We start from the raw sequence: 18,368 nt of genomic DNA, 5'->3' as shown, positions 1-18,368 counted from the left end.
TTTAAATCCTTCATTTGCCGCGGTCCAGCAGTCCGGCTCTGGTGAGCATTGATTTTCCGAATTTTTCACGCACTCTGTCCACGGCCTGATCAAGTTTATCAAGACGTCCTTCGTCTTTTTCCTCGAAAAGGGATAAATGAACCTGTTTCTTGCCGAAATTTGAAACTCCGATTCCAATGAGTCTTACCGGCCCGGTATTTCCCAGAACATCAAGTATTGCGCAACCGGTTTCATAAATTGTCATGGCGTGTGAAGTTGGGGTCTCAAGTGATCTGCTGCGGGTAATCTGTCTGAAGTCGGGGTATTTGATTTTTACAGTGACGGTTCGCCCTTTAACTTCATTTTTGCGCAGTTCTCCGGCAACTCGTTCAGACTGGATAAGCAGCCATTTTTTTAACTCCGCTATGCTGCTTATGTCTTCACCAAATGTGTTTTCAGCACTGGAGGATTTGATTGCACTTTCAGGTGTCACCCGTGAAGGATCGATGCCCAGAGCTTTGTTATAAAGAACAGGTCCGCGTTCGCCGATTTTGTTTTTCCAGAATTCACGGGAATAACGGAGAAGGTCCGCAGCCTTGTACACCGCCAGTGAATGGAAAAGGGGTACTGATTTTTTGCCGACCCCCGGAATTTTTTCTATAGGCAGTTCAGCCATAAAGCCTTCAACTTCATCTGGATGGATAAAGGAAAGTCCATCCGGTTTTTGCAGGTCAGAGGCTATTTTAGCCAGAAATTTTACAGGGGCTATTCCTACCGATGCCGTCAGACCTGTTTCCTTTTTGATCCTTTTTTTTATTGTGGCACCAAGTTTTTGCGGTGGACCGAAGAGTTTTTCCGTCCCGGTGATATCCAGATACGCTTCATCAATTGAGGCCTGCTCCACAACCGGAGAATAGTCTGAAAGAATCCCCATTATGATCTTGGACAGTTCTTTATAGCGGTCTCTTCTACCAGGTATAATAATAGCATGCGGACAAAGCTTCAAAGCCTGTCCTACCGGCATTGCGGAGTGTACCCCGTATTTACGGATTTCGTATGATGCCGCAGAAATGACCGAGCGGCTGCTTTCTCCGCCAACAGCCACTGGTTTGCCCCTCAGCTCGGGGTTATCCAGTTGCTCAACGGAAGCAAAAAAAGCATCCATATCAACATGCATTATAAATTGCTGCATAGCTGTTTCCGGCTAATCGGTATCATCCTTGGCCTTGAGGCAGGCTTCAACAAAATTTACCGCTGCAGACGGATTGCTGGCAAAGTGGAGATGAATATAACTTCCGATAGAATTATTGTTTATAATGTAGCCTTCACGTCTGGGTTCGGCATTTCTGGCATACACTTCGTAGGCTGTGCCACTGTCTTCGGGAACTGCATCCAGATTTGAATAATGAAACTCGTGTCCTCTGATCACTGTACCTTCCGGTCCGAGAGGAGTCTCCTGAGTGAGTTTTATCTCCCTGTAGCCAAGAGCCTGAAAGCGTTTCTGCATGTTTGATTTGAAGGGGAAGATTCCGCACATAGGGAAGAGCCTGTTGTTGGCTGAAATTGATTCCATCAGGTACATGAATCCACCGCATTCGGCATAAACCGGCTTTCCGGAGATTGAGAACTCATGAATTTCTTTTTTGAGTTTTGTATTCTGAGCCAGATCAAAGGCACTAAGTTCCGGGTATCCTCCACCAATGTAGAGTCCGTCCAGTCCTTCGGGAAGGTTGCGGTCATTTAAGGGCGAGAAAAATACTATTTCAGCTCCGGCCTTGCGTAATAGGCGCATATTTTCTTCATAGTAGAAAGAAAAGGCCTCATCTTTTGCAACGCCAATCCGGACTTTGGGAATCATCGGAACTTCATCAAAAAAAGGAGTTCTGGGAATATCCGGCATATATTCCAGCAGGGCTTCCAAATCTATGTTTTCTTCCACCCAGTCTGCGAGGTCACTGTATTTTTGTTCAAGATCTTCAAGGTGTTCCGGTGTAACCAGCCCCAGATGTCTGGAAGGAGTGGAAATCTCATCTCTGTTAGGAAGAATTCCAAGAAGTGGAACAGTGGTCAGGTCGATTGCTTCACGCAGGGTTCTGGCATGATTTTCACTGCCGACGCGGTTGAAGATAACACCTGCTACTGCGGTTTCTTCGTCAAAACCGCAATAACCAAGAACCAGTGCGGCTGCGGATCTGGCCATGGAGCGGGCATCAACCACTAAAATAACAGGCAGGCCGATTTCTTTTGAAAGGTGGGCGGTGGAGCCTGTTTCTTCTTTTGCGCTATACCCGTCATAAAGGCCCATTACCCCCTCGACCACGGCAACATCCGCATCCTGGGTGTAACGGTTGAAAATTTCGCACAGCGCCTTGGAGTCGAGCATCCAGCCATCCAGATTATGGCATATTCTGCCCGCCGATCTGGTGTGATGCCCGGGGTCAATAAAGTCAGGACCTGTTTTAAAAGGCTGTACTTTCAGTCCCCTGCGGGCAAGGGCTGTCATAATTCCCAGAGTTACGGAAGTTTTTCCGCATCCGCTGTGTGTTCCTGCGATAACAAAGCCTTTGAATGAGTTCATAAGGCTCTCTATAATGCTTTTTTGCTGTTCAGCCTAGTTTCTTTTTGTCCAGATAGTCGATAAATTTTTGCGCTTCCTTAAAATCTTTGCGGAGTTCAAGGGCTGTGTTCAGGGCTTCCCTTGTTTTCTGGTAGTTTTCATCATCAAAATAGGCTCTGGCGAGGTTGTAATAAAGATTTTCATCATCCTTACTGAGATCCAGGGCCTTGCTGTAATATTCAATGGCCTGAGCGGTCATTTTTGACTTGCGCAGATTTATTCCGAATTCATTAAAAAGATGTTTGTGCTCTTTATCAAAGGATGCGTTCATGGAAATCAGCCGGGCAAAGACATCGTTGGCCCGGTCAGTTTCTCCGCGTTCAAGCAGACATAAACCTATACCGAAGTTCCCCCGGACATTCTGAATGTCAATTTTGAGGGCGTTGCCGTATTCCATCTCGGCACTGAAGGTTTTTCCCTGATTACGGTAGCGGTCCGCACGGGCAAGGGTCTTGCTCAGTTCCTTCATTTTCGGCAGAACCTTCTGGTGATACATCTCAGGCTCTGGAGTATAATCTTTCAGAAGATCATCGCTGCTGATTTTAACAGGATCACCGGATGGAACATATTCATTGTTCAGCGGCCGAACTTCATAGGTGTCTTTATCCAACTGTTCAACAAAGTAGTACCCTATCTGGGCAACACGACGGGTCGTTGTGCCTGTTCCTACTTTTGCGATAGTCTGCTTTGAAAAAATACCGGTCAATTCAAGTGATTCTGATGATGTCATATTTTTAAACTCCACAAGATGTGCTCTTACACATTAGCTTTGTTTAACTGTTTTGAGAAGCTTATTTATAATTTGTGCAGTTATTTTTTACGGGCAACGGAAGCTATCCATTTAACCTGCCTGCATATTCCCATAAGAAGGTTGAATTCGTTTCTTTTAAGATCAATGCGGGAAAGAAACCTTCTGACAGGCAGCATCCAGTAGTCCGGATTGTCCTTCTTTAAAAAATCAATAGCCAGCAGAGTTTCCTGCAGATTGCCGGCAAGCACTTCCTGTTCTTCAAAAGTTGTTGCTCTTTCCGGTGGCGGTCCAGCCGGGGTAAAGGGTTTTTCAAGAGCGGACTTGAAACATTCATAAAGGATAATAAGGACCGCCTGTGAAAGATTCAAGGAACTGTTTTCCCTGCTGGTGGGAATGGTTATCAACCTTGAGCAGAGCTGGGTTTCATCGTTGGTAAGTCCGCGATCCTCCGGTCCGAAGACAAGTGCGACTTTTTCACCGGCTCTTAACTGCTCCACAATCATGGGGGCGGCTTTGTGCGGGGTCATCATCCCTTTACGCCAGCCTCCTGTTCTTGCTGTTGTGCCGTATATTCTGGCGTTTCCTGCAAGAGCTGATTCAAGGTCGTCATGCATTCCGGCTGTTTCAATAATTGTCCGTCCTTTAGCTGTCGCCAGTGGATAAGCTTTTTCCATATTCCATGAGCGAGGGTGTACAAGCTCAAGCTTCTGGCAGTCCATATTGGTCATGGCTCGTGCTGCTGAACCTACATTCTCAGGGAATTTGGTGTCAAACAATACGATACTTAAATTTTCAAGCATATAGTCTCCGAAATGAAATTTATTAACAGTCTGTGGACAGGGTCTTTATAAATTGATTGGCTGCAGTTGATTGTGGCCGCCGGGTACGGCAGAACCCTGTGTGAACGGATCATTAGTTGTTAAGGCTGATTATGTCCAGCAGGGTTGGCAGGGATGATTCAGCTTGAAAACAGGGGCGAGCGGCAATTTTGTATTAAATTTACTCTTTAACTAAACTTTTTTATTGAAAGAGAGTCTATTGTGGATTCTGTTCAATTTTGTCTTGTCTAATATTGAAATGGGGAGGCCTTTCGTGGATGAAAAAAGTATTAGTGAAAAACTTGCAGCGGCAGCTGCTGAGAAGGGCATTGATAAAGAGCAATTAGAACTGCTGCTGAAAGGCGGCTCCAGAATCCCTGAAGATTTTATGGATGTCGTCGAGAAGGCTTCCGAAGTTTTCAATACTGAATTCAGTCAGCACAGTGTTGATGAACAGGATTGAATCCGTCTGGATTTTGAGCAGTTGAAAAGCCCCTGTTCCATGAGCAGTTGGGACTCTTGCTGGAAAGGGGCTTTGGAGGGGCCTTGAAAGGCCGAACTGTGGTTTGAAATTTATTTTTTGGGGATAAGGCTACCATCTTCTCCAACTTCACCCACAAGGGTGAATTCAGGAAACAAAGATGGATCGAAGGTGTAGGAATAGTAGTTATCGAATTTGATTATGTATGTTTTCCATCCGTAATTTTTGCGCATTTTGCTTGCTTCCCTCAGAGCGTCTGACATTTTTATCTCCTTTTATATTTTTATTGCATCCGGCAGCTCTTCTTTCTCCCCGGCAGAACGAAGCTGAGACACTGCTTTTTTTGACGATGAAGCATGACCGAAAATTTTTGACGTTTTTTTCAAAAATTCAGACCTGTTTCGCGATGAAATGGAAAGACCTTGCTTCGGCATGGCTAACTCCTTTTGAAATTTGTTTTGTTGAAAATAGTATTAATGAAATTGAAAACCAGTTTCAACTAAAAAAGTAAAATATTTTAAAATTAATTAAAATATTAATTAAAACAGGTAGTTAACTTTTTGTGAGTAAGCAGTAAGCAATTAGAATTGCAGTTCAATTCCAATTGGGCAATGGTCAGAACCTAAAACATCAGATTCAATCCAGGCGTTTTTAATATTGTCTTTCAGCTCATCAGAGGCGAAGAAATAGTCAATGCGCCATCCTGCATTATTTTTTCTGGCGTTAAATCTGTAGGACCACCATGAATAGTTGCCACCCTCAGAGTTGAACATGCGGAAAGAATCAATGTAGCCGTGGTCAATAAGCTTATCCAGCCATTCCCGCTCAACAGGCAGAAAGCCCGAACGCTCTGCATTTGATTTTGGATTTTTCAAATCTATTTCAGTGTGTGCAGTATTAAAATCTCCACCAACTACAATCGGTTTTTTCTTTCGCAGCTCCTGAGCGTAGTCTAGAAAACTATCGTAGAATCCCATTTTATATTCCAGTCTTTCATCACTCATCTGACCATTGGGAAAGTAGATATTAAAAAGGTAGAACTGTTCATATTCAAGCATCACCACACGGCCTTCGCCCTGATATTTTTCATCAGGCAGTCCGAAGGAATGTGATAATGGTTTTTGTCTGAAAAAACATGCTGTGCCGGAATATCCCTTTTTAACTTTGGACCAGTTCCAGAGAGATTCATACCCTTCAGGCTCACGATGTTTATCAGGAATCTGGTCCGGGTGGGCTTTGGTTTCCTGCACCATAATTATGTCAGCGTCTGCTTCACCCATCCAGTCATAGAAATTCTTTTTAATTACAGCCCGGTATCCATTTACATTCCAAGAATATATTTTCATTTCAGATCCTTTTTAGAGTCATTGAAGGGAATATTTTTATTGTTAATATTTACGCATATAATTCTATCAAACTTAACTTATTGAGGAGCTATCCGGCAAGCCGGCATTGAATTTATTTAAAAGCTGCCCCGTACTTTTTACTGAAATATCATAAATTTACACCGCCAGCATATTAAAGCCATGAGCTGTACTGGTCGGTGTTGAGCAGCTTTTATGTAGAATATGTATCAGGGTATTGAACATGATTCAAATTTAGAGTCGCAGTTCCTGCGTAGAAAAGACGAAACCCCGAACCTTGCGGTACGGGGTTTCGTAAAAAAAATTATCTGCCATAAGCAGAAAGCCCTGATTGAAGCCTAGTCGTTGATTGCGCTGGTTGCTTTAATGAAAGCAAGAACGGCAATTGTAGAAGCAAGGCCAAGGAAAAACCAGAAAAAGCTCATAAGACTATCCTCCGTAAAATCTAATAACTCCTCAGAAACATTTTCATTATCAGAAAAGGTCCTCTTTGAACAGGGATAAAAATGGCTGAAAAAGCCTTGAAATATAGTGTTCCGGCTCTTTGTCGGGCTAGGCTATGGCATTTAGAATGGTTCCGGTTGAAGCTGTCGCAGCAGACTGCATTACCTGATTATCAGGAGCTATTTTATCAAAAAGTTCTCCAGCGGCCATTGATTCGATATCAGCGGTAATTCCGGGAGTTGTTTTTTCAGCTTCTTCAAGTGCCTGACCGATTCCTTTTTTGTAGGATTCAACATTGGTTCCATCTTCTTTTAGAACCTGTTCGATCATGCTTTTTATAGAATCGGAAACATCCTGACCATATTTCTCACTAACGGTGCTGAAGGTGCTTTGGAGTGTAGTGCCAAGGGACTGATTGGGATTGACAGCAAAGAAGTGTTCCTGAAGCCCGTTATCAAAATAGTCGTTCATAGTCTTATTGATATCGGAATTGAACTGATCCATGACTTTATCGCCAGCACTGAATCCGAAATTGCGGTCTATGAATTTTACTGATTGAAGCAGGGCGTTTCCGAGGCTTTTTTCCGTAACATTGTTGCCCGAGTGTTTGATGACAATCCCCATAAATGCGGTTGATGCGTCATCTCCGAATTCATTTTTAATGTAGTTGGCAGCATTTTCCAGAGAACTGGCAAGTGCGGAAGAATCCACGGTTTTATCCTGCGTGGATTCTTCCTGCACGGGACTGCCGGAGACTTTCGGCTTTAAAGCCTTGTCGGCGACTAAGGACGCAAATTCACTTTGCACGCTTTTGTCGGACGGGGCCGACAAACGGGGGCGCGTCGCTCTGACGCCTCCGCTTCGGCTCCCGTCCAAAAGCGAAGTCTGGCTTCCCTGCCGGACTTGTGCGCCGTATCTGCTATGTAAAGATGATCCGTCTATATTCATAACTGAAAACCGTCCTCTATGAATTCTATCGGAAGTCGCTTTATAAAAGTTTATAGTTCTGAACTAAATTTGTTTACGAATATTGACGCAGGGAACGCAGGGCTTTATCTTGCGCTGCATGAACTTCCCTAAACTGGATCAATTTATCACTAATCGTAAATTAGTTGTCAGAGCCGCTGTCGGCGCAGGCGTTGCCATTGTCCTGATTGCCGCAGTTCTTTTTGCATTCAATATGGTTTCAAAGAGGGCCGCGAGAGTTGCGGAGCAGAAGCGTGTTGAAGAACTGCGGGTTGTTAAGGAAAAAAATGATAAAGCGCGTGAAAAGGTAATGTTCAGCATGAAAAGGCTGATAGAAACCGGAAATGCCGAAACAGCTCTGACTGTAGCCAAAAAATATCCTGATCTTGTTAATGATGAGATGGAAGCTTTAATACACTTGGCGAAGGTTCAGGATTTAAAGTCCAAAATTGAAAGAACCTCGAGCTGGAGTTACGCTTCTCTGGCAAAATATTATAAGAAACTTGCCGAACTTGAGCCTGATAATGATAAGTACCGCAGCAATCTTGCCAAGTATGACCGTAGACTTCAAAAACGTCTGGAACGTAAGCTTTATGACCGGGTGCAGAATATTCCTGCAAAGAATTATAAAGCCAATATGAAAATTTATGAGGAACTTGTTGAACTGAACCCTGATGAAGCTCTCTATAAGACACGCTACAATATGTATAAGGAAAAATATGACCGTCTTATGAAGAAGCTCTCAAAATTCGGACCTGAGCCTGAAAAAACAAATCCTGACGGCTATTATCCTGAAGTTGAAAAGTATCTGAAAGAACATGCCACTTATCCTGAGACGCTTGTTATGGGAGGGTGTACCAATTGTTATTATACCAAAGACGGTTGGCTTGTAGGATGTAATTTTCAGGAGAAGGACGATTTCGGCATAACTATGAGTCAGTTTAAATGGTTCACAATTACCAACAGCACGGTAAGAAAAGTTGAACACAGTCAGGCTTATACAATAAATTAAGAGAATCCTGCCTTGGATATAAAAAAAGGACGCCTGAAATACGGGCGTCCTTTTTTATTGGTCATCGCTTTGATTTATTCGTCTTCAGGCATCCAGCTCTGGAGTGCGTCAATAATCTTACGGGCCTGAGCTGAGCTTGATATATTGAATTTGGATTTCGGGCGGTATTCTCCGTTAAATTTCTGGTAACGGCGTATGGTGTACATTTCTTTCCCGAAATCTCCGGTTTTCCGGTCAAGCTGCTGATAGCGGAACATTACGGTTGCCCATGCTCCTTTGGTGAGGACGACCTTGTCCAGTTCCTTAACAACGACTTCGCCGTTTTCTTCATAGTTGACTGTAAGTTCTTCAACTGTGGAACTCATTATCTCTCCTTATGATTTTATAATTCCAGCTTGCGCCTGACGGAAATGGTTAGGGTACAGGTTGCGGCCCGGTATATAAATCATACGGTGAGCCATAATCCCTTGAATAAAGGCTTAGTGCCGTAATAAAACCGGCTTGTCAAAAAGTGTTGCCTTCTGATCAGAAGTTAAAACGCGCTGTACCTGCATATAGCTCAGATGCTCTCCGTATAAAAAGAGTCTGATGGACCGTCAAGCAGCTGAAAAGAATCCGGGCGTATTCGTATTATGCCGCACTGCGGGCCGGAAAAAGTATTACTTATTTCCAGATTACTGTTTTTGAACTTCTTAAGGATAAGCTCTTTTTCCTGTTCCGATACGTCTATGTGAGATCCGGTAATAGTCAATGCTTTAATTGATTCCCGCTGGTTGGCAAGTTTACCGTCCCGGTCGTCAATCATTATCCCGACCCGGCTGTTCTGGCTTATATTCAGCCATTTACGGCTGTTCATGCTGCTTAGCATGTATATTTCATGCCCGTCATCGGAAGAGATGTAAGCCATCAGGGATGTATGTGGTGCATCAACTCCATACGTTGCCAGCACCAGAATATTATTATTTTTTATGAGGTCCAAGCACATGTTGAGCTTTGAGCGGTCATCCTGACTCATTTCAACCCCCGAGGTTAAACTATTAGGTATTTGTTGAAATCAACCGTGGTTATTTTTTTCAATTCGGACATTTCATCCTTGGTGTATTCGGCGAACATGAAAGCGAAAACAGGATGCTTATTGTAATCGATGCGCCTCAGAGCCAATGGCTTTTTGAAAAGAGATTTGAAGCTGTCATAATCAACGTCACGAATTTTTGTGAAGTCAACACTGCCGTCAATTTCACCTAGAATCATCGCATAGACTTTATTTTTATGCTCTTCGTAAATTTTATCCCAGTCAGGATGACTGCCGGACATAAAAGCTTCGTAATTATTGATGCCATAGGCATAATAAGCGAGGTCAGTTACACACCATCCGGCAAAGCGCATTGGGTTAACTTCTATAAAACCCAAGTTGCCATCTTTATCCACGCGTATTTCAGCATGCAGAGGAAAATTTTTAAGGCCGGAGCCTTTTCCGGCAGCTTTTAATGCTTCAATAAATTTTTCGCGGTATTTTTGGATAACATCGACTGAAGTATAGTAAACCCTGTCGCTTACATCCTCGCTCGAAGCAAAGATATGCCCTAAAATATTGAGTATAACCGGCTCGCCATCTTTATCGTAATAAGCATCAACGGCAAACTCTTCGCCTTCAATGCATTGCTCTATTATGAAGCGGTCAACTTCCAGCACTTTAGCCGGATACATTTTCTGAATTTTTTCAACATCATTTTGAACGGTTTGAACAGCTTTATGCCAGCCTTCGACACTTTCTATCATGTGTACACCAAGACTGAAAAAACCTACTGCCGGCTTTAAAACACAAGGCAGGGGCAGCTCTGAGGGATCAATCGTATCAAGATTTTCAAACAAAACTTCCTGAAAGAAAAAATCAGGATTTGCAGCAGAAAGCTTGCGCCTGAATTCGGCTTTGTCTTTGAAGAGTCTGATCGCTTTGGGAAGAGGGCTGAAATCAAGATGTTCGTCAATCCAGCTGATTGCATTTTCGGAATTGCTGTATACAGGCTGAGCAGGATTTTTTTTGTATTCGGCTACGAATTCAGCATCAGAGAGCAGGTTTATCCCTGCCTGAGACAGCGCTAATGCCGTATCATTTTTGAGAGTAGGATATTGGTTTTTTGATAATGACTCGGCAAGAATATCTGAAACATAAGGTTTTTCTAAAATGAACATATTTTTGATCCGTTAAATTAAAAAAGAGTTAAAATTCATTGAAACAAGAGCCAGCATAATCAATTTCAGAGTTGAATTCCAATAGCTGTAGCTGAAAAAGAATAACATTCCGTTGGAATACAATCTATTTTCAGCAATAACTGCTGGATTGATATAATGATAGATTAATACACTATTGAAGGGGAAAAAGGTTATCAAAAAATCTATACTAATCCTGTGTGGATTATGCTGGGCTAGAGTTGTAGTCGAGGTTAGCGGCAGGGGGAATATCGCTATTTGGCCAGTAAATGTTATAAAGCAAGAGTCGCAGAATCAATTTTTGATTGACGAAAATAAAATGAGTTGGAAAAATATTTCACGTTGGTCCTCCATTTTTAAAGGTTTGGGCCCTCATTCGTTACCCCGCATGTGTCGTACATGCGGGGTTTTATTAATGGACTTGAGTGTCTTCTATCTCTGTCACCGCAATGGTATATTTCAAAAATTTGGGGATGATATTAAAGATGTTAAAATACGGTAAGGCCATCCTCATTTTAGCCTTGACCACTCCTCAAAGCCTGATATACAAGCCGTAATCACCATAGGCCAGCGTAGCTCAGTTGGTAGAGCAACTGATTCGTAATCAGTAGGTCGTCAGTTCAATTCTGATCGCTGGCTCCAGATATTTTGAAGGCTTACATCTTAATTTGATGTAAGCCTTTTTTGTTGAGATTCTGTCATAATAAATCCAGCTCGCGAGTTTTATTCGCGGGCTGGATTTATTTAGTTTTGGGTGAATTCTATTCAATTAGGTCTACGGTTTTAAATAGGTCGCAGTTTGATTTTATAACTCAACAGCTTTTTTTAATCTGCTTAGGGCTTCTGCCACTATGCTGCGGGGGCAGGCCAGATTTATGCGTAGGAAGCCATTGCCTTCTTCGCCGAACCAGTGTCCGAAATCAAAAGCTACCTTTGCTTTTACTTCGCACAGTTCTGTCAGCACTTCCGGATCTGTTGAAAACTTTCTGGCATCAATCCAGCCAAGATAGGTTCCCTGAAGTGGACGCATCCGAAGATTTTCAGTTTCTTTCTCCAAATAATCAGCGGCGAACTGAATATTGCCTTCAATGTATTCTTTCACCTGTTCGTACCAGTCATCACTTTCAAGGTAGGCTCCTTTTACCATTTCCATAGCAAAAGCATTTGGTGATAGCAGATGCTGCTGATCCATAAATTTCTGGTAGCGCTCTCTCAATTCCTTATTTTTGATGATGATATTTGATATTTTTAAGCCAGCAAGATTGAAGGTCTTTGAAACAGCCGTGCAGGTGATTGTCTGTTGGGCTATTTCTTCGGATATATTCATAAACGGAGTGTGCTCGTTTCCAAAAAAGAGAAGATCCGAGTGAATTTCATCTGAAATAACCAGCACATTATGTTTTAAGCATATTTCCGCAACTTTCTCTAATTCTTCTCTAGTCCAGACTCTTCCTACAGGGTTATGGGGACTGCAAAGTATAAACATTTTTACATCGTTATCTATAATTTTACGCTCGAAGTCCTCTAAATCCATAGTGTAGTAAAGCGGCTCAGATTCTATCAGCGGAGATGTGATCAGCTTTCTATTGTTATTTCTTATGGCATTGCTGAATGGGTAATAAACAGGAGTCTGAATTATGATGGCATCATTTTCTTTGGTGAAAACTTCAAGGCAGAAGTTTACGGCTGTTACAACTCCGGGAGTATAGGTTATATCTTCCGCAGCAAGGGCAAAATTATGCTTTTCTTTGTGCCATCTTATGATCGCATCATAGTATTCATCATCAAAACCGGTGTAGCCGAAAATCCCGGACTCAACTACTTTTGACAGTCGTTTGTTTATGCCTTCTGATACTTTAAAATCCATGTCTGCAACCCATAAAGGCAGAAGGTCGGTATGACCGTTAAATCTGGCCTTATACATAGAAGGGTTCCATTTTTTAGATGAAGTATGTGTTCTGTCATGGATTTCATCAAAATTGTAATTCATTTTTTTGCCTCGATTAAATTAAGATTGTTTTATTGTCGGCTAGTATGCTGACAGAGAAAAATACGCTTAGTTAGATTTTATTTGCCCTTAAAAAGCTGCAAAATATTTTCACTGATCCTAATGTCATTTAGCACGAATGCTGGAATCTTTTTTGTGTAACACCTTTTTTTATTTGTATTTTTAAGATAATTTTAATTGCCTGAAACTTAAATTTTACTCTAAAGTTCTTAAAATTTCCAAACCACTATTCTACGGAAAAGAATATTTTTTAATGTTTTTAACAATTATGTATTTTAACTCTACATGATCCCGTAAAAACAGCTTTCCGGTACACATTTCAACAAAAAGACCATTTTTTTAGGTGAAATCCTATTTCAACTTTTTTGAAATTCCCCAACAACTCACTGTTTTATCATCTTTTTATTCAAAAACTCCATAGCTTGTATCTACTCCTATCCTTCCTTGGCTAGCTGGATAATCTATGACTATATCTACTTAAGTGCCTAAATATAAAAGATAAAATTAAAAAATACTTATTTTTTAAATCTCATTGTTCGGTCTTTATCTACATTTTTTGCTATCAACAAAATTTATTGACATCAACAAATTTTTAGAAGAAGGTTCTTTTTACCAAAGTTGTTAATTTAAAAACAAGGAACGAAAGTGAAGAAAGAAAATATTAACATTTTTGAAACTGTAAGCAGGTTAGCAGATAGCTTAACCCGAATAATGGGTAAAAATTGTGAAATTGTTGTTCATGATTTTTCAGATCTTAGTTCTTCTTTGGTTCACGTGTCAGGAAACATTACGCAGAGGCAGATCGGAGCACCGATCACGGACTTTATTTATAAAGCCTACAAGGATGAGGGTAATACTGTAGCTGATATCTGCGGCTATAAAACAATCTTCAACGGTAGGGTGATGAAGTCTTCAACCACTTTTCTCCGTAATTCATCAGGAGAAGTTGTCGGGTGTATGTGTATTAATCTGGACATGACTGATTTTTTAAATGCCAAGGCTCTGCTGGAAGAGTGGACTAACTTTTCTGACAAATCTGTTGAGCCTTCTGAAAAGTTTCCAGCTTCTTTTCAGGAAATGCTGGATTCAATGCTGGAAGAAGCCGTTGTGGAGATAGGAAAGCAACCCGGCAGTATGAATAAGGAAGAGCGCTTGGAATTTATAACCATGCTTAACCGTCGGGATCTGTTTGCTTTTAAAGGCGCGGTAAACGAAGTCGCCCGCCTCTTGGGTGTAACCAGATACACCATTTACAACGACCTCAAAGAAATAAAAGACACTAATGATCATTAAGATCTCTGAAATAAAAATATTCTCTGTTTTTTAGCATAGTTAATATTTCCTGATTGCGTATCCTGTATGCTTATTGTCTTTGGCGTGCGGCTGTCAGGTGACTGGTGACTGGTAAATCCGGTTTGGCGTGTTCGGTTTATATATCCGGCACTATTTTCGGCGCTTAGCGTCTCACGATGACTGCAACTAAGCAGTCGCAGAAAAAATAATCCGTTTTTCTGCGTTTGGTTTCTGTTCCTTGGAGGATGTATGAAACGTCTGTCGCACATTATTGTTTTGGCCCTGGCTGTTTTGATGTTGAGTGCAGGAAGTTCTTTTGCTTCCAGCTTCCCGACTAAAAACATGAAGATTATTGTTCCTTTTGCTCCCGGTGGTGCTGTGGACTTTACCTGTCGACTCATCGCAAAGGTTGCACCTAAATATCTTAACGGTAAAAAAGTTATTGTTCGTAATATGCCCGGCGGTGGCGCTGTAATCGGCCAGACCTTCGTTGCGAATGCCCGCCCCGATGGATATACCCTGCTGGGATATACTTCCTCAGTAGTCAACAACCCCATCACCAAAAAAACAACTTACACTTATAAATCCTTCCAGCCGGTTGTCATGTATTGTCTTGATCCCACTGTTCTGGTTGTTCCGGCTAACTCAAAATACAAGACTCTGAAACAGTTTCTGGATGCTGCAAAGGAAAAGTCCATTTCCGTTGCAACTCCGGGCTACTCTACCTCTCACCACATTGCCGCTCTCCTGATTCAGGGCAAAAGCGGAGCTAAATTTGACTACATTCACAATCAGAGTGCTGCCATGCAGTTGCAGGAACTTATGGGCGGACATGTGGACGCAAGTGTAATGTCTTCCGGTGAAGCCAAACCTCACATGGATGATGGAAGTATCCGTGTACTTGGTATCACTGCTGACCGTCCTAATCCTGCTTTTCCTAATGTTCCGACATTTGTTTCCGAAGGTGTGGATCTTACCTTCGGTACTTTCCGCGGACTTGCTGTTCCAGCCGGTACCCCGAAAGAAGTTATGGATACCCTTGCTGAAGCATTCAAAAAGATTGTTAAGGATCCTGAGTTTGTAAAAGGCATGGAACATGCCGGATATCCTATGACCTACCGTGGTCCTAAAGAGTTTTCGGATTTTGTTGCCAATGATGCTGTATTAATGAATCAGATCCTCCCAACTTTAAAGAAAAAATAAAATAAACCGGCGCCCCCATGCGGGGCGCCGGTAAAAAATCTGACTAAAAGGTTAATGCATGCTGTCAAGAAATATAGATACCTGGATTGCTGCTGCTTTTATGCTGCTTGGCATAGGCGTTTACAGCGTGGCCTCAGGCTATGATCCGATTCCTTCACGATTTCCTATTATTCTGTCTCTCTGTTCAATTGTTCTTTCGGTATTGCTTTTTGTAAATACTGTTAAAAACAATGAAAAACAGACATCCGAGACCTCTGAGCCTGCACAAGAATCAGTTCTGAGCAAATTTACCATGCCTGTAATTGTCGGCATAGCCATGTGTGCATATGCGGCAAGCCTTGAGTTTTGTGGTTTTATCGTACCCTCTGTCCTGCTCATGCTTTTTATAGCATGGATACTGGGATACAGACGTGCCGGAGTAATGTTGCTCACATCCCTTCTGGTTGTTTTGGCCGTCTACGGTATTTTTGATCAGCTCCTGGGAGTTCCCCTGCCTGAATCATCATTTTTCGCCTCCTAATTTTTGCGAGAATTCTTATGGAATATATACTGGCATCCTTTGTTCATCTGGCTGACCCGACAGTCTTTATGTTTTTAGTGGCAGGAGTCGCCGTCGGGCTTATTATCGGTTCCATTCCGGGACTTAACGACAGCATAACTCTGGCAGTCCTTATCCCCATTACCTTTTCAATGGACCCCAGTTACGCATTTCCGCTGCTCGTGGGCATCTATTGCGCGGCATGTTACGGAGGCTCAATTCCGGCTATACTTCTGCGTATACCGGGTACAGCGTCTTCAGTCATAACGGCAATGGACGGCCATGAAATGTCTAAGAAAGGGCAGGCCGGGCTTGCGCTTGGTATCTCCACAACCAGTTCTGTGTTCGGTGGAATTGTCAGCTCCCTTATCTTATTGTTTTTTGCACCTATTCTGGCGAGCTATGCCTTAAGGTTCGGACCTCCTGAATATTTTGCTCTAGCTCTCATGGGACTTTCAACCGTTGCGGGTATGTCAAAAGGAAAAGTAGTTAAAAGTCTGCTTGTCTGCATATTCGGTTTGTTAATAGCCACCGTCGGTATCAGTCCTTTGACCGGTTTTTCCAGATTCACTTTTGATTCTCCTAACTTATTTGATGGTATTCCCTTCATTCCTATGCTCATAGGTCTGTTCGGTGTTACCAGCGTGTTGGAGCTGGCTGAAAGTATCCATGCCCATAAAAGACGAGTTAATCGTGGTGAAAATGTTGAATTGCATATCCCCAAAGTCGGACGAATTCTTCCTTCAAAAGCCATGATGAAACGTTTGCTGCCCACATGGTGTACAAGCTCCGCTATTGGTAATATTGTTGGAATAATACCCGGAGCCGGAATGCTGATGGCTATTTATATGGCTTATGATCAGGCTTCCAGACGTTATAAGGGCAAGGAAAAGTTCGGTACCGGTGTTCCTGAAGGCGTTGCAGCTCCTGAAGCCGCCAATAATGCGGTTGTAGCCAGCTCAATGGTTCCTTTGTTATCGCTTGGAGTTCCGGGCAACTCAACTTCTGCGCTGTTTCTCGGTGCGCTTCTGATTCAGGGATTACGTCCCGGACCGGCCCTTTTTCACGACAGTCCTGACATTGCTTACCTGATTGTTGCTTCCTTTCTTGTGGCCAATATCATTATGGCTCCGATGGGCATCTTTCTTGGAAAAACTCTTTCCAGACTGATTTTCAAACTTCCCAGAGAAATTCTGGCAGCCATCATTTCTCTGCTTTGTCTGACTGGTTCTTATGCCATAGGTAATAATGTTTTTGATGTCTGGGTTGCCATTGCCTTTGGCGTTGTGGGGTATGTCTTCAATAAATGTGGACTTCCGCATTCTCCGCTCATTTTGGCAGTTGTTCTGGGAAGTATGATGGAGCGCGGCCTGTTCCAGAGTCTGACACTTTCTCATGGTTCGGTAATGATCTTTATCACCCGTCCAATCAGCCTTGTCCTGCTGCTTGGTGCAGCCCTTTTTATCCTTACTCCGTTTATCAAGGCATGGTTCAAACGGAATAAAAGTACCGGGCTGCCAAGTACGGATATGGCCTGATATCGCTCTTAAAGTTATTAATTGTTTTGTTTTTATAATGAGCTGTAGTAGTTAGAAAAATGTGATCGTCAGTACCGGACTTTATGGCTCCGGTTGATTGAAAACATTAAGGAGAATATTCGTTATGAGTAATTCGGAAAAAACAAATGATGATCTGCATCCGGCATGTGCTCTCTGTCCTTTTGACTGGAGCGAAAGATACTGCCGTAAGAAAGGGGGAAAAGCCCCTAAGAACTGTCCAAGCATCCGTTACCGCGAGCTTGCTAAACTTTCGCTTGAAGAATTTAAAAAAGATCCGCAAGTTCTGGAGTTTGCAAAACAGGCTTCCCTTCAGGAAACGTCAGGCTACGCAGGCCGTGATAAGGGCTATGCCCATCTGAGACCTGCCAAACCGCGTATTCAGGAGATTGTAGAATTTGCCAGACGTATGAAATACAAGCGCGTCGCACTGGCTTTCTGCATTGGATTGCGCAAAGAGGCAGCCATAGTGCATCAGATATTTGAAACAAATGATCTTGATGTTATTTCTATTGCCTGCAAGGTCAGCAGAACTTCAAAATGTGAACTTGGGCTGACCCAGGCTGACCAGATAGACACAACTGTTGAAGATGAAACCATGTGCAACCCTGTGCTTCAGGCTATGATCGCCAATGAGAATGAGGTTGATATGTGTGTTCTGCTCGGTCTTTGTGTCGGTCACGATTCTTTATTTATCAAGCATGCAGAAGCTCCGGTTACAGTTCTGGCTGTCAAAGACAGGCTGCTGGGCCATGCTCCGTTAGCTGCCATAAATCAGTACGATGCATATTACAGGAATCTTAAATTTCCTATTCCTGAGGATGAATAAAAGATATGTGATCAGCTTTTAAAGTTTTGCTACTGCTGCATCGCATCTGCAAATATTAAATCTCCAGACTTAAAAATCTGGGGATTTTTTATTTAACAGCTTTGAAACATTTGTTCTGTAAAAATAATCAGTTAAATCCTTAGTTAATTGTCCGCTTCTTATTTTACCGCTGGGAGAATTTATATTTATTGCCCAGCTGGTTTATTACCCCAAAAAAAGTTGTCAGATACAGATTTGTTAAATTGTAGTAATTGATTGGATTTCGGGTAAGCTTAAAATTCGCTTATTTGCCAATAAT

Annotated in this window: 21 protein-coding genes and 1 tRNA gene; 10 read left to right on the top strand and 12 right to left on the bottom strand. The window is 42.4% G+C overall.

The window, feature by feature from the left end; all coding sequences use genetic code 11:
• Positions 1-10 precede the first annotated feature (10 nt).
• From dinB to G496_RS0106160, 4 genes are all read right to left on the bottom strand, one after another.
• Positions 11-1,171, bottom strand: coding sequence for a DNA polymerase IV (gene dinB / locus G496_RS0106175; protein WP_027178512.1), 1,161 nt, complete (start codon positions 1,169-1,171; stop codon positions 11-13).
• 12 nt (positions 1,172-1,183) lie between these two features.
• Complete coding sequence (locus tag G496_RS0106170) at positions 1,184-2,557, bottom strand: cobyrinic acid a,c-diamide synthase CobB (RefSeq protein ID WP_027178511.1); 1,374 nt, start codon at positions 2,555-2,557, stop codon at positions 1,184-1,186.
• Between the two features lie 28 nt (positions 2,558-2,585).
• A complete protein-coding gene (locus tag G496_RS0106165; protein ID WP_027178510.1) occupies positions 2,586-3,326 on the bottom strand; it encodes a tetratricopeptide repeat protein in 741 nt (246 codons plus the stop codon).
• A gap of 80 nt (positions 3,327-3,406) precedes the next feature.
• The gene (locus G496_RS0106160) at positions 3,407-4,147 is read right to left on the bottom strand and encodes an RNA methyltransferase (RefSeq protein ID WP_027178509.1); all 741 of its coding nucleotides are present in this window, start codon (positions 4,145-4,147) and stop codon (positions 3,407-3,409) included.
• A gap of 292 nt (positions 4,148-4,439) precedes the next feature.
• Between G496_RS0106160 and G496_RS19000 the strand changes: the two genes are divergently transcribed.
• The gene (locus tag G496_RS19000) at positions 4,440-4,628 is read left to right on the top strand and encodes a hypothetical protein (RefSeq protein ID WP_027178508.1); all 189 of its coding nucleotides are present in this window, start codon (positions 4,440-4,442) and stop codon (positions 4,626-4,628) included.
• A gap of 110 nt (positions 4,629-4,738) precedes the next feature.
• Here G496_RS19000 and G496_RS21260 read toward each other — a convergent pair whose 3' ends face one another.
• From G496_RS21260 to G496_RS0106140, 3 genes are all read right to left on the bottom strand, one after another.
• Positions 4,739-4,909, bottom strand: a complete 171-nt coding sequence (locus G496_RS21260; RefSeq protein ID WP_169725737.1) for a hypothetical protein — start codon at positions 4,907-4,909, stop codon at positions 4,739-4,741.
• A 12-nt stretch (positions 4,910-4,921) separates the two neighbouring features.
• A complete protein-coding gene (locus G496_RS21090) occupies positions 4,922-5,080 on the bottom strand; it encodes a hypothetical protein (RefSeq protein ID WP_156900604.1) in 159 nt (52 codons plus the stop codon).
• 147 nt (positions 5,081-5,227) lie between these two features.
• Positions 5,228-5,992 (bottom strand): exodeoxyribonuclease III, encoded by a 765-nt coding sequence (locus G496_RS0106140; protein ID WP_027178507.1) that lies wholly within the window; start codon positions 5,990-5,992, stop codon positions 5,228-5,230.
• Between the two features lie 222 nt (positions 5,993-6,214).
• Here G496_RS0106140 and G496_RS21085 point away from each other — a divergent pair, with 222 nt between their 5' ends.
• Both G496_RS21085 and G496_RS21080 read left to right on the top strand, forming a co-directional pair.
• Complete coding sequence (locus tag G496_RS21085) at positions 6,215-6,352, top strand: hypothetical protein (RefSeq protein WP_156900603.1); 138 nt, start codon at positions 6,215-6,217, stop codon at positions 6,350-6,352.
• Between the two features lie 24 nt (positions 6,353-6,376).
• Entirely contained in the window at positions 6,377-6,514 is a 138-nt protein-coding gene (locus tag G496_RS21080) for a hypothetical protein (protein ID WP_156900602.1), read from the top strand.
• A gap of 48 nt (positions 6,515-6,562) precedes the next feature.
• Here G496_RS21080 and G496_RS0106125 read toward each other — a convergent pair whose 3' ends face one another.
• Positions 6,563-7,402 (bottom strand): hypothetical protein, encoded by an 840-nt coding sequence (locus G496_RS0106125; RefSeq protein ID WP_027178506.1) that lies wholly within the window; start codon positions 7,400-7,402, stop codon positions 6,563-6,565.
• Between the two features lie 118 nt (positions 7,403-7,520).
• On the opposite strand from G496_RS0106125, the gene G496_RS0106120 reads away from it, so the two are divergent.
• Positions 7,521-8,432 (top strand): hypothetical protein, encoded by a 912-nt coding sequence (locus tag G496_RS0106120; protein WP_027178505.1) that lies wholly within the window; start codon positions 7,521-7,523, stop codon positions 8,430-8,432.
• Positions 8,433-8,506: 74 nt separating this feature from the next.
• Here the strand turns inward: G496_RS0106120 and G496_RS0106115 are convergent, their stop codons facing one another.
• The 3 genes from G496_RS0106115 to G496_RS0106105 form a co-directional block, all read right to left on the bottom strand.
• On the bottom strand, positions 8,507-8,797 hold the full coding sequence (locus G496_RS0106115) for a hypothetical protein (protein WP_027178504.1): 291 nt from the start codon (positions 8,795-8,797) through the stop codon (positions 8,507-8,509).
• A gap of 194 nt (positions 8,798-8,991) precedes the next feature.
• A complete protein-coding gene (locus tag G496_RS0106110) occupies positions 8,992-9,447 on the bottom strand; it encodes a pyridoxamine 5'-phosphate oxidase family protein (RefSeq protein WP_027178503.1) in 456 nt (151 codons plus the stop codon).
• Positions 9,448-9,461: 14 nt separating this feature from the next.
• Positions 9,462-10,625: an ATP-grasp domain-containing protein gene (locus G496_RS0106105; RefSeq protein WP_027178502.1), complete on the bottom strand. Its 1,164-nt coding sequence runs from the start codon at positions 10,623-10,625 to the stop codon at positions 9,462-9,464.
• Between the two features lie 584 nt (positions 10,626-11,209).
• On the opposite strand from G496_RS0106105, the gene G496_RS0106095 reads away from it, so the two are divergent.
• A tRNA-Thr gene (locus G496_RS0106095) sits at positions 11,210-11,285 on the top strand.
• Between the two features lie 163 nt (positions 11,286-11,448).
• Here the strand turns inward: G496_RS0106095 and G496_RS0106090 are convergent.
• Positions 11,449-12,633 (bottom strand): MalY/PatB family protein, encoded by a 1,185-nt coding sequence (locus G496_RS0106090; protein ID WP_027178500.1) that lies wholly within the window; start codon positions 12,631-12,633, stop codon positions 11,449-11,451.
• 663 nt (positions 12,634-13,296) lie between these two features.
• On the opposite strand from G496_RS0106090, the gene G496_RS0106085 reads away from it, so the two are divergent.
• The 5 genes from G496_RS0106085 (at position 13,297) to G496_RS0106065 (ending at position 18,070) form a co-directional block, all read left to right on the top strand.
• Positions 13,297-13,944 (top strand): helix-turn-helix transcriptional regulator, encoded by a 648-nt coding sequence (locus G496_RS0106085; protein WP_027178499.1) that lies wholly within the window; start codon positions 13,297-13,299, stop codon positions 13,942-13,944.
• 249 nt (positions 13,945-14,193) lie between these two features.
• Positions 14,194-15,147 carry a tripartite tricarboxylate transporter substrate binding protein gene (locus G496_RS0106080; RefSeq protein WP_027178498.1) on the top strand — a complete coding sequence of 318 codons (954 nt, stop codon included), beginning with the start codon at positions 14,194-14,196 and terminating at the stop codon, positions 15,145-15,147.
• Between the two features lie 58 nt (positions 15,148-15,205).
• Positions 15,206-15,667 (top strand): tripartite tricarboxylate transporter TctB family protein, encoded by a 462-nt coding sequence (locus tag G496_RS0106075; protein ID WP_027178497.1) that lies wholly within the window; start codon positions 15,206-15,208, stop codon positions 15,665-15,667.
• Positions 15,668-15,684: 17 nt separating this feature from the next.
• Positions 15,685-17,223 carry a tripartite tricarboxylate transporter permease gene (locus G496_RS0106070; RefSeq protein ID WP_034632563.1) on the top strand — a complete coding sequence of 513 codons (1,539 nt, stop codon included), beginning with the start codon at positions 15,685-15,687 and terminating at the stop codon, positions 17,221-17,223.
• 124 nt (positions 17,224-17,347) lie between these two features.
• Positions 17,348-18,070, top strand: coding sequence for a DUF1847 domain-containing protein (locus G496_RS0106065; RefSeq protein WP_051294864.1), 723 nt, complete (start codon positions 17,348-17,350; stop codon positions 18,068-18,070).
• Positions 18,071-18,368: the final 298 nt, after the last annotated feature.

The sequence above is a fragment of the Maridesulfovibrio bastinii DSM 16055 genome (assembly GCF_000429985.1).
Taxonomy (GTDB): Bacteria; Desulfobacterota; Desulfovibrionia; order Desulfovibrionales; family Desulfovibrionaceae; genus Maridesulfovibrio; species Maridesulfovibrio bastinii.
The sequence above is the reverse complement of the archived record's forward strand: the minus strand, read 5'-3'. Positions and strand labels throughout refer to the sequence as shown.

Excerpts from the sequence above, each read along its gene's own strand:
- dinB (WP_027178512.1), bottom strand. The coding sequence starts at position 1,171 with ATGCAGCAATTTATAATGCATGTTGATATGGATGCTTTTTTTGCTTCC.
- G496_RS0106170 (WP_027178511.1), bottom strand. The coding sequence starts at position 2,557 with ATGAACTCATTCAAAGGCTTTGTTATCGCAGGAACACACAGCGGATGC.
- G496_RS0106165 (WP_027178510.1), bottom strand. The coding sequence starts at position 3,326 with ATGACATCATCAGAATCACTTGAATTGACCGGTATTTTTTCAAAGCAG.
- G496_RS0106160 (WP_027178509.1), bottom strand. The coding sequence starts at position 4,147 with ATGCTTGAAAATTTAAGTATCGTATTGTTTGACACCAAATTCCCTGAG.
- G496_RS21260 (WP_169725737.1), bottom strand. The coding sequence starts at position 4,909 with ATGTCAGACGCTCTGAGGGAAGCAAGCAAAATGCGCAAAAATTACGGA.
- G496_RS21090 (WP_156900604.1), bottom strand. The coding sequence starts at position 5,080 with ATGCCGAAGCAAGGTCTTTCCATTTCATCGCGAAACAGGTCTGAATTT.
- G496_RS0106140 (WP_027178507.1), bottom strand. The coding sequence starts at position 5,992 with ATGAAAATATATTCTTGGAATGTAAATGGATACCGGGCTGTAATTAAA.
- G496_RS21085 (WP_156900603.1), top strand. The coding sequence starts at position 6,215 with ATGTATCAGGGTATTGAACATGATTCAAATTTAGAGTCGCAGTTCCTG.
- G496_RS21080 (WP_156900602.1), top strand. The coding sequence starts at position 6,377 with ATGAAAGCAAGAACGGCAATTGTAGAAGCAAGGCCAAGGAAAAACCAG.
- G496_RS0106125 (WP_027178506.1), bottom strand. The coding sequence starts at position 7,402 with ATGAATATAGACGGATCATCTTTACATAGCAGATACGGCGCACAAGTC.
- G496_RS0106120 (WP_027178505.1), top strand. The coding sequence starts at position 7,521 with ATGAACTTCCCTAAACTGGATCAATTTATCACTAATCGTAAATTAGTT.
- G496_RS0106115 (WP_027178504.1), bottom strand. The coding sequence starts at position 8,797 with ATGAGTTCCACAGTTGAAGAACTTACAGTCAACTATGAAGAAAACGGC.
- G496_RS0106110 (WP_027178503.1), bottom strand. The coding sequence starts at position 9,447 with ATGAGTCAGGATGACCGCTCAAAGCTCAACATGTGCTTGGACCTCATA.
- G496_RS0106105 (WP_027178502.1), bottom strand. The coding sequence starts at position 10,625 with ATGTTCATTTTAGAAAAACCTTATGTTTCAGATATTCTTGCCGAGTCA.
- G496_RS0106090 (WP_027178500.1), bottom strand. The coding sequence starts at position 12,633 with ATGAATTACAATTTTGATGAAATCCATGACAGAACACATACTTCATCT.
- G496_RS0106080 (WP_027178498.1), top strand. The coding sequence starts at position 14,194 with ATGAAACGTCTGTCGCACATTATTGTTTTGGCCCTGGCTGTTTTGATG.
- G496_RS0106075 (WP_027178497.1), top strand. The coding sequence starts at position 15,206 with ATGCTGTCAAGAAATATAGATACCTGGATTGCTGCTGCTTTTATGCTG.
- G496_RS0106070 (WP_034632563.1), top strand. The coding sequence starts at position 15,685 with ATGGAATATATACTGGCATCCTTTGTTCATCTGGCTGACCCGACAGTC.
- G496_RS0106065 (WP_051294864.1), top strand. The coding sequence starts at position 17,348 with ATGAGTAATTCGGAAAAAACAAATGATGATCTGCATCCGGCATGTGCT.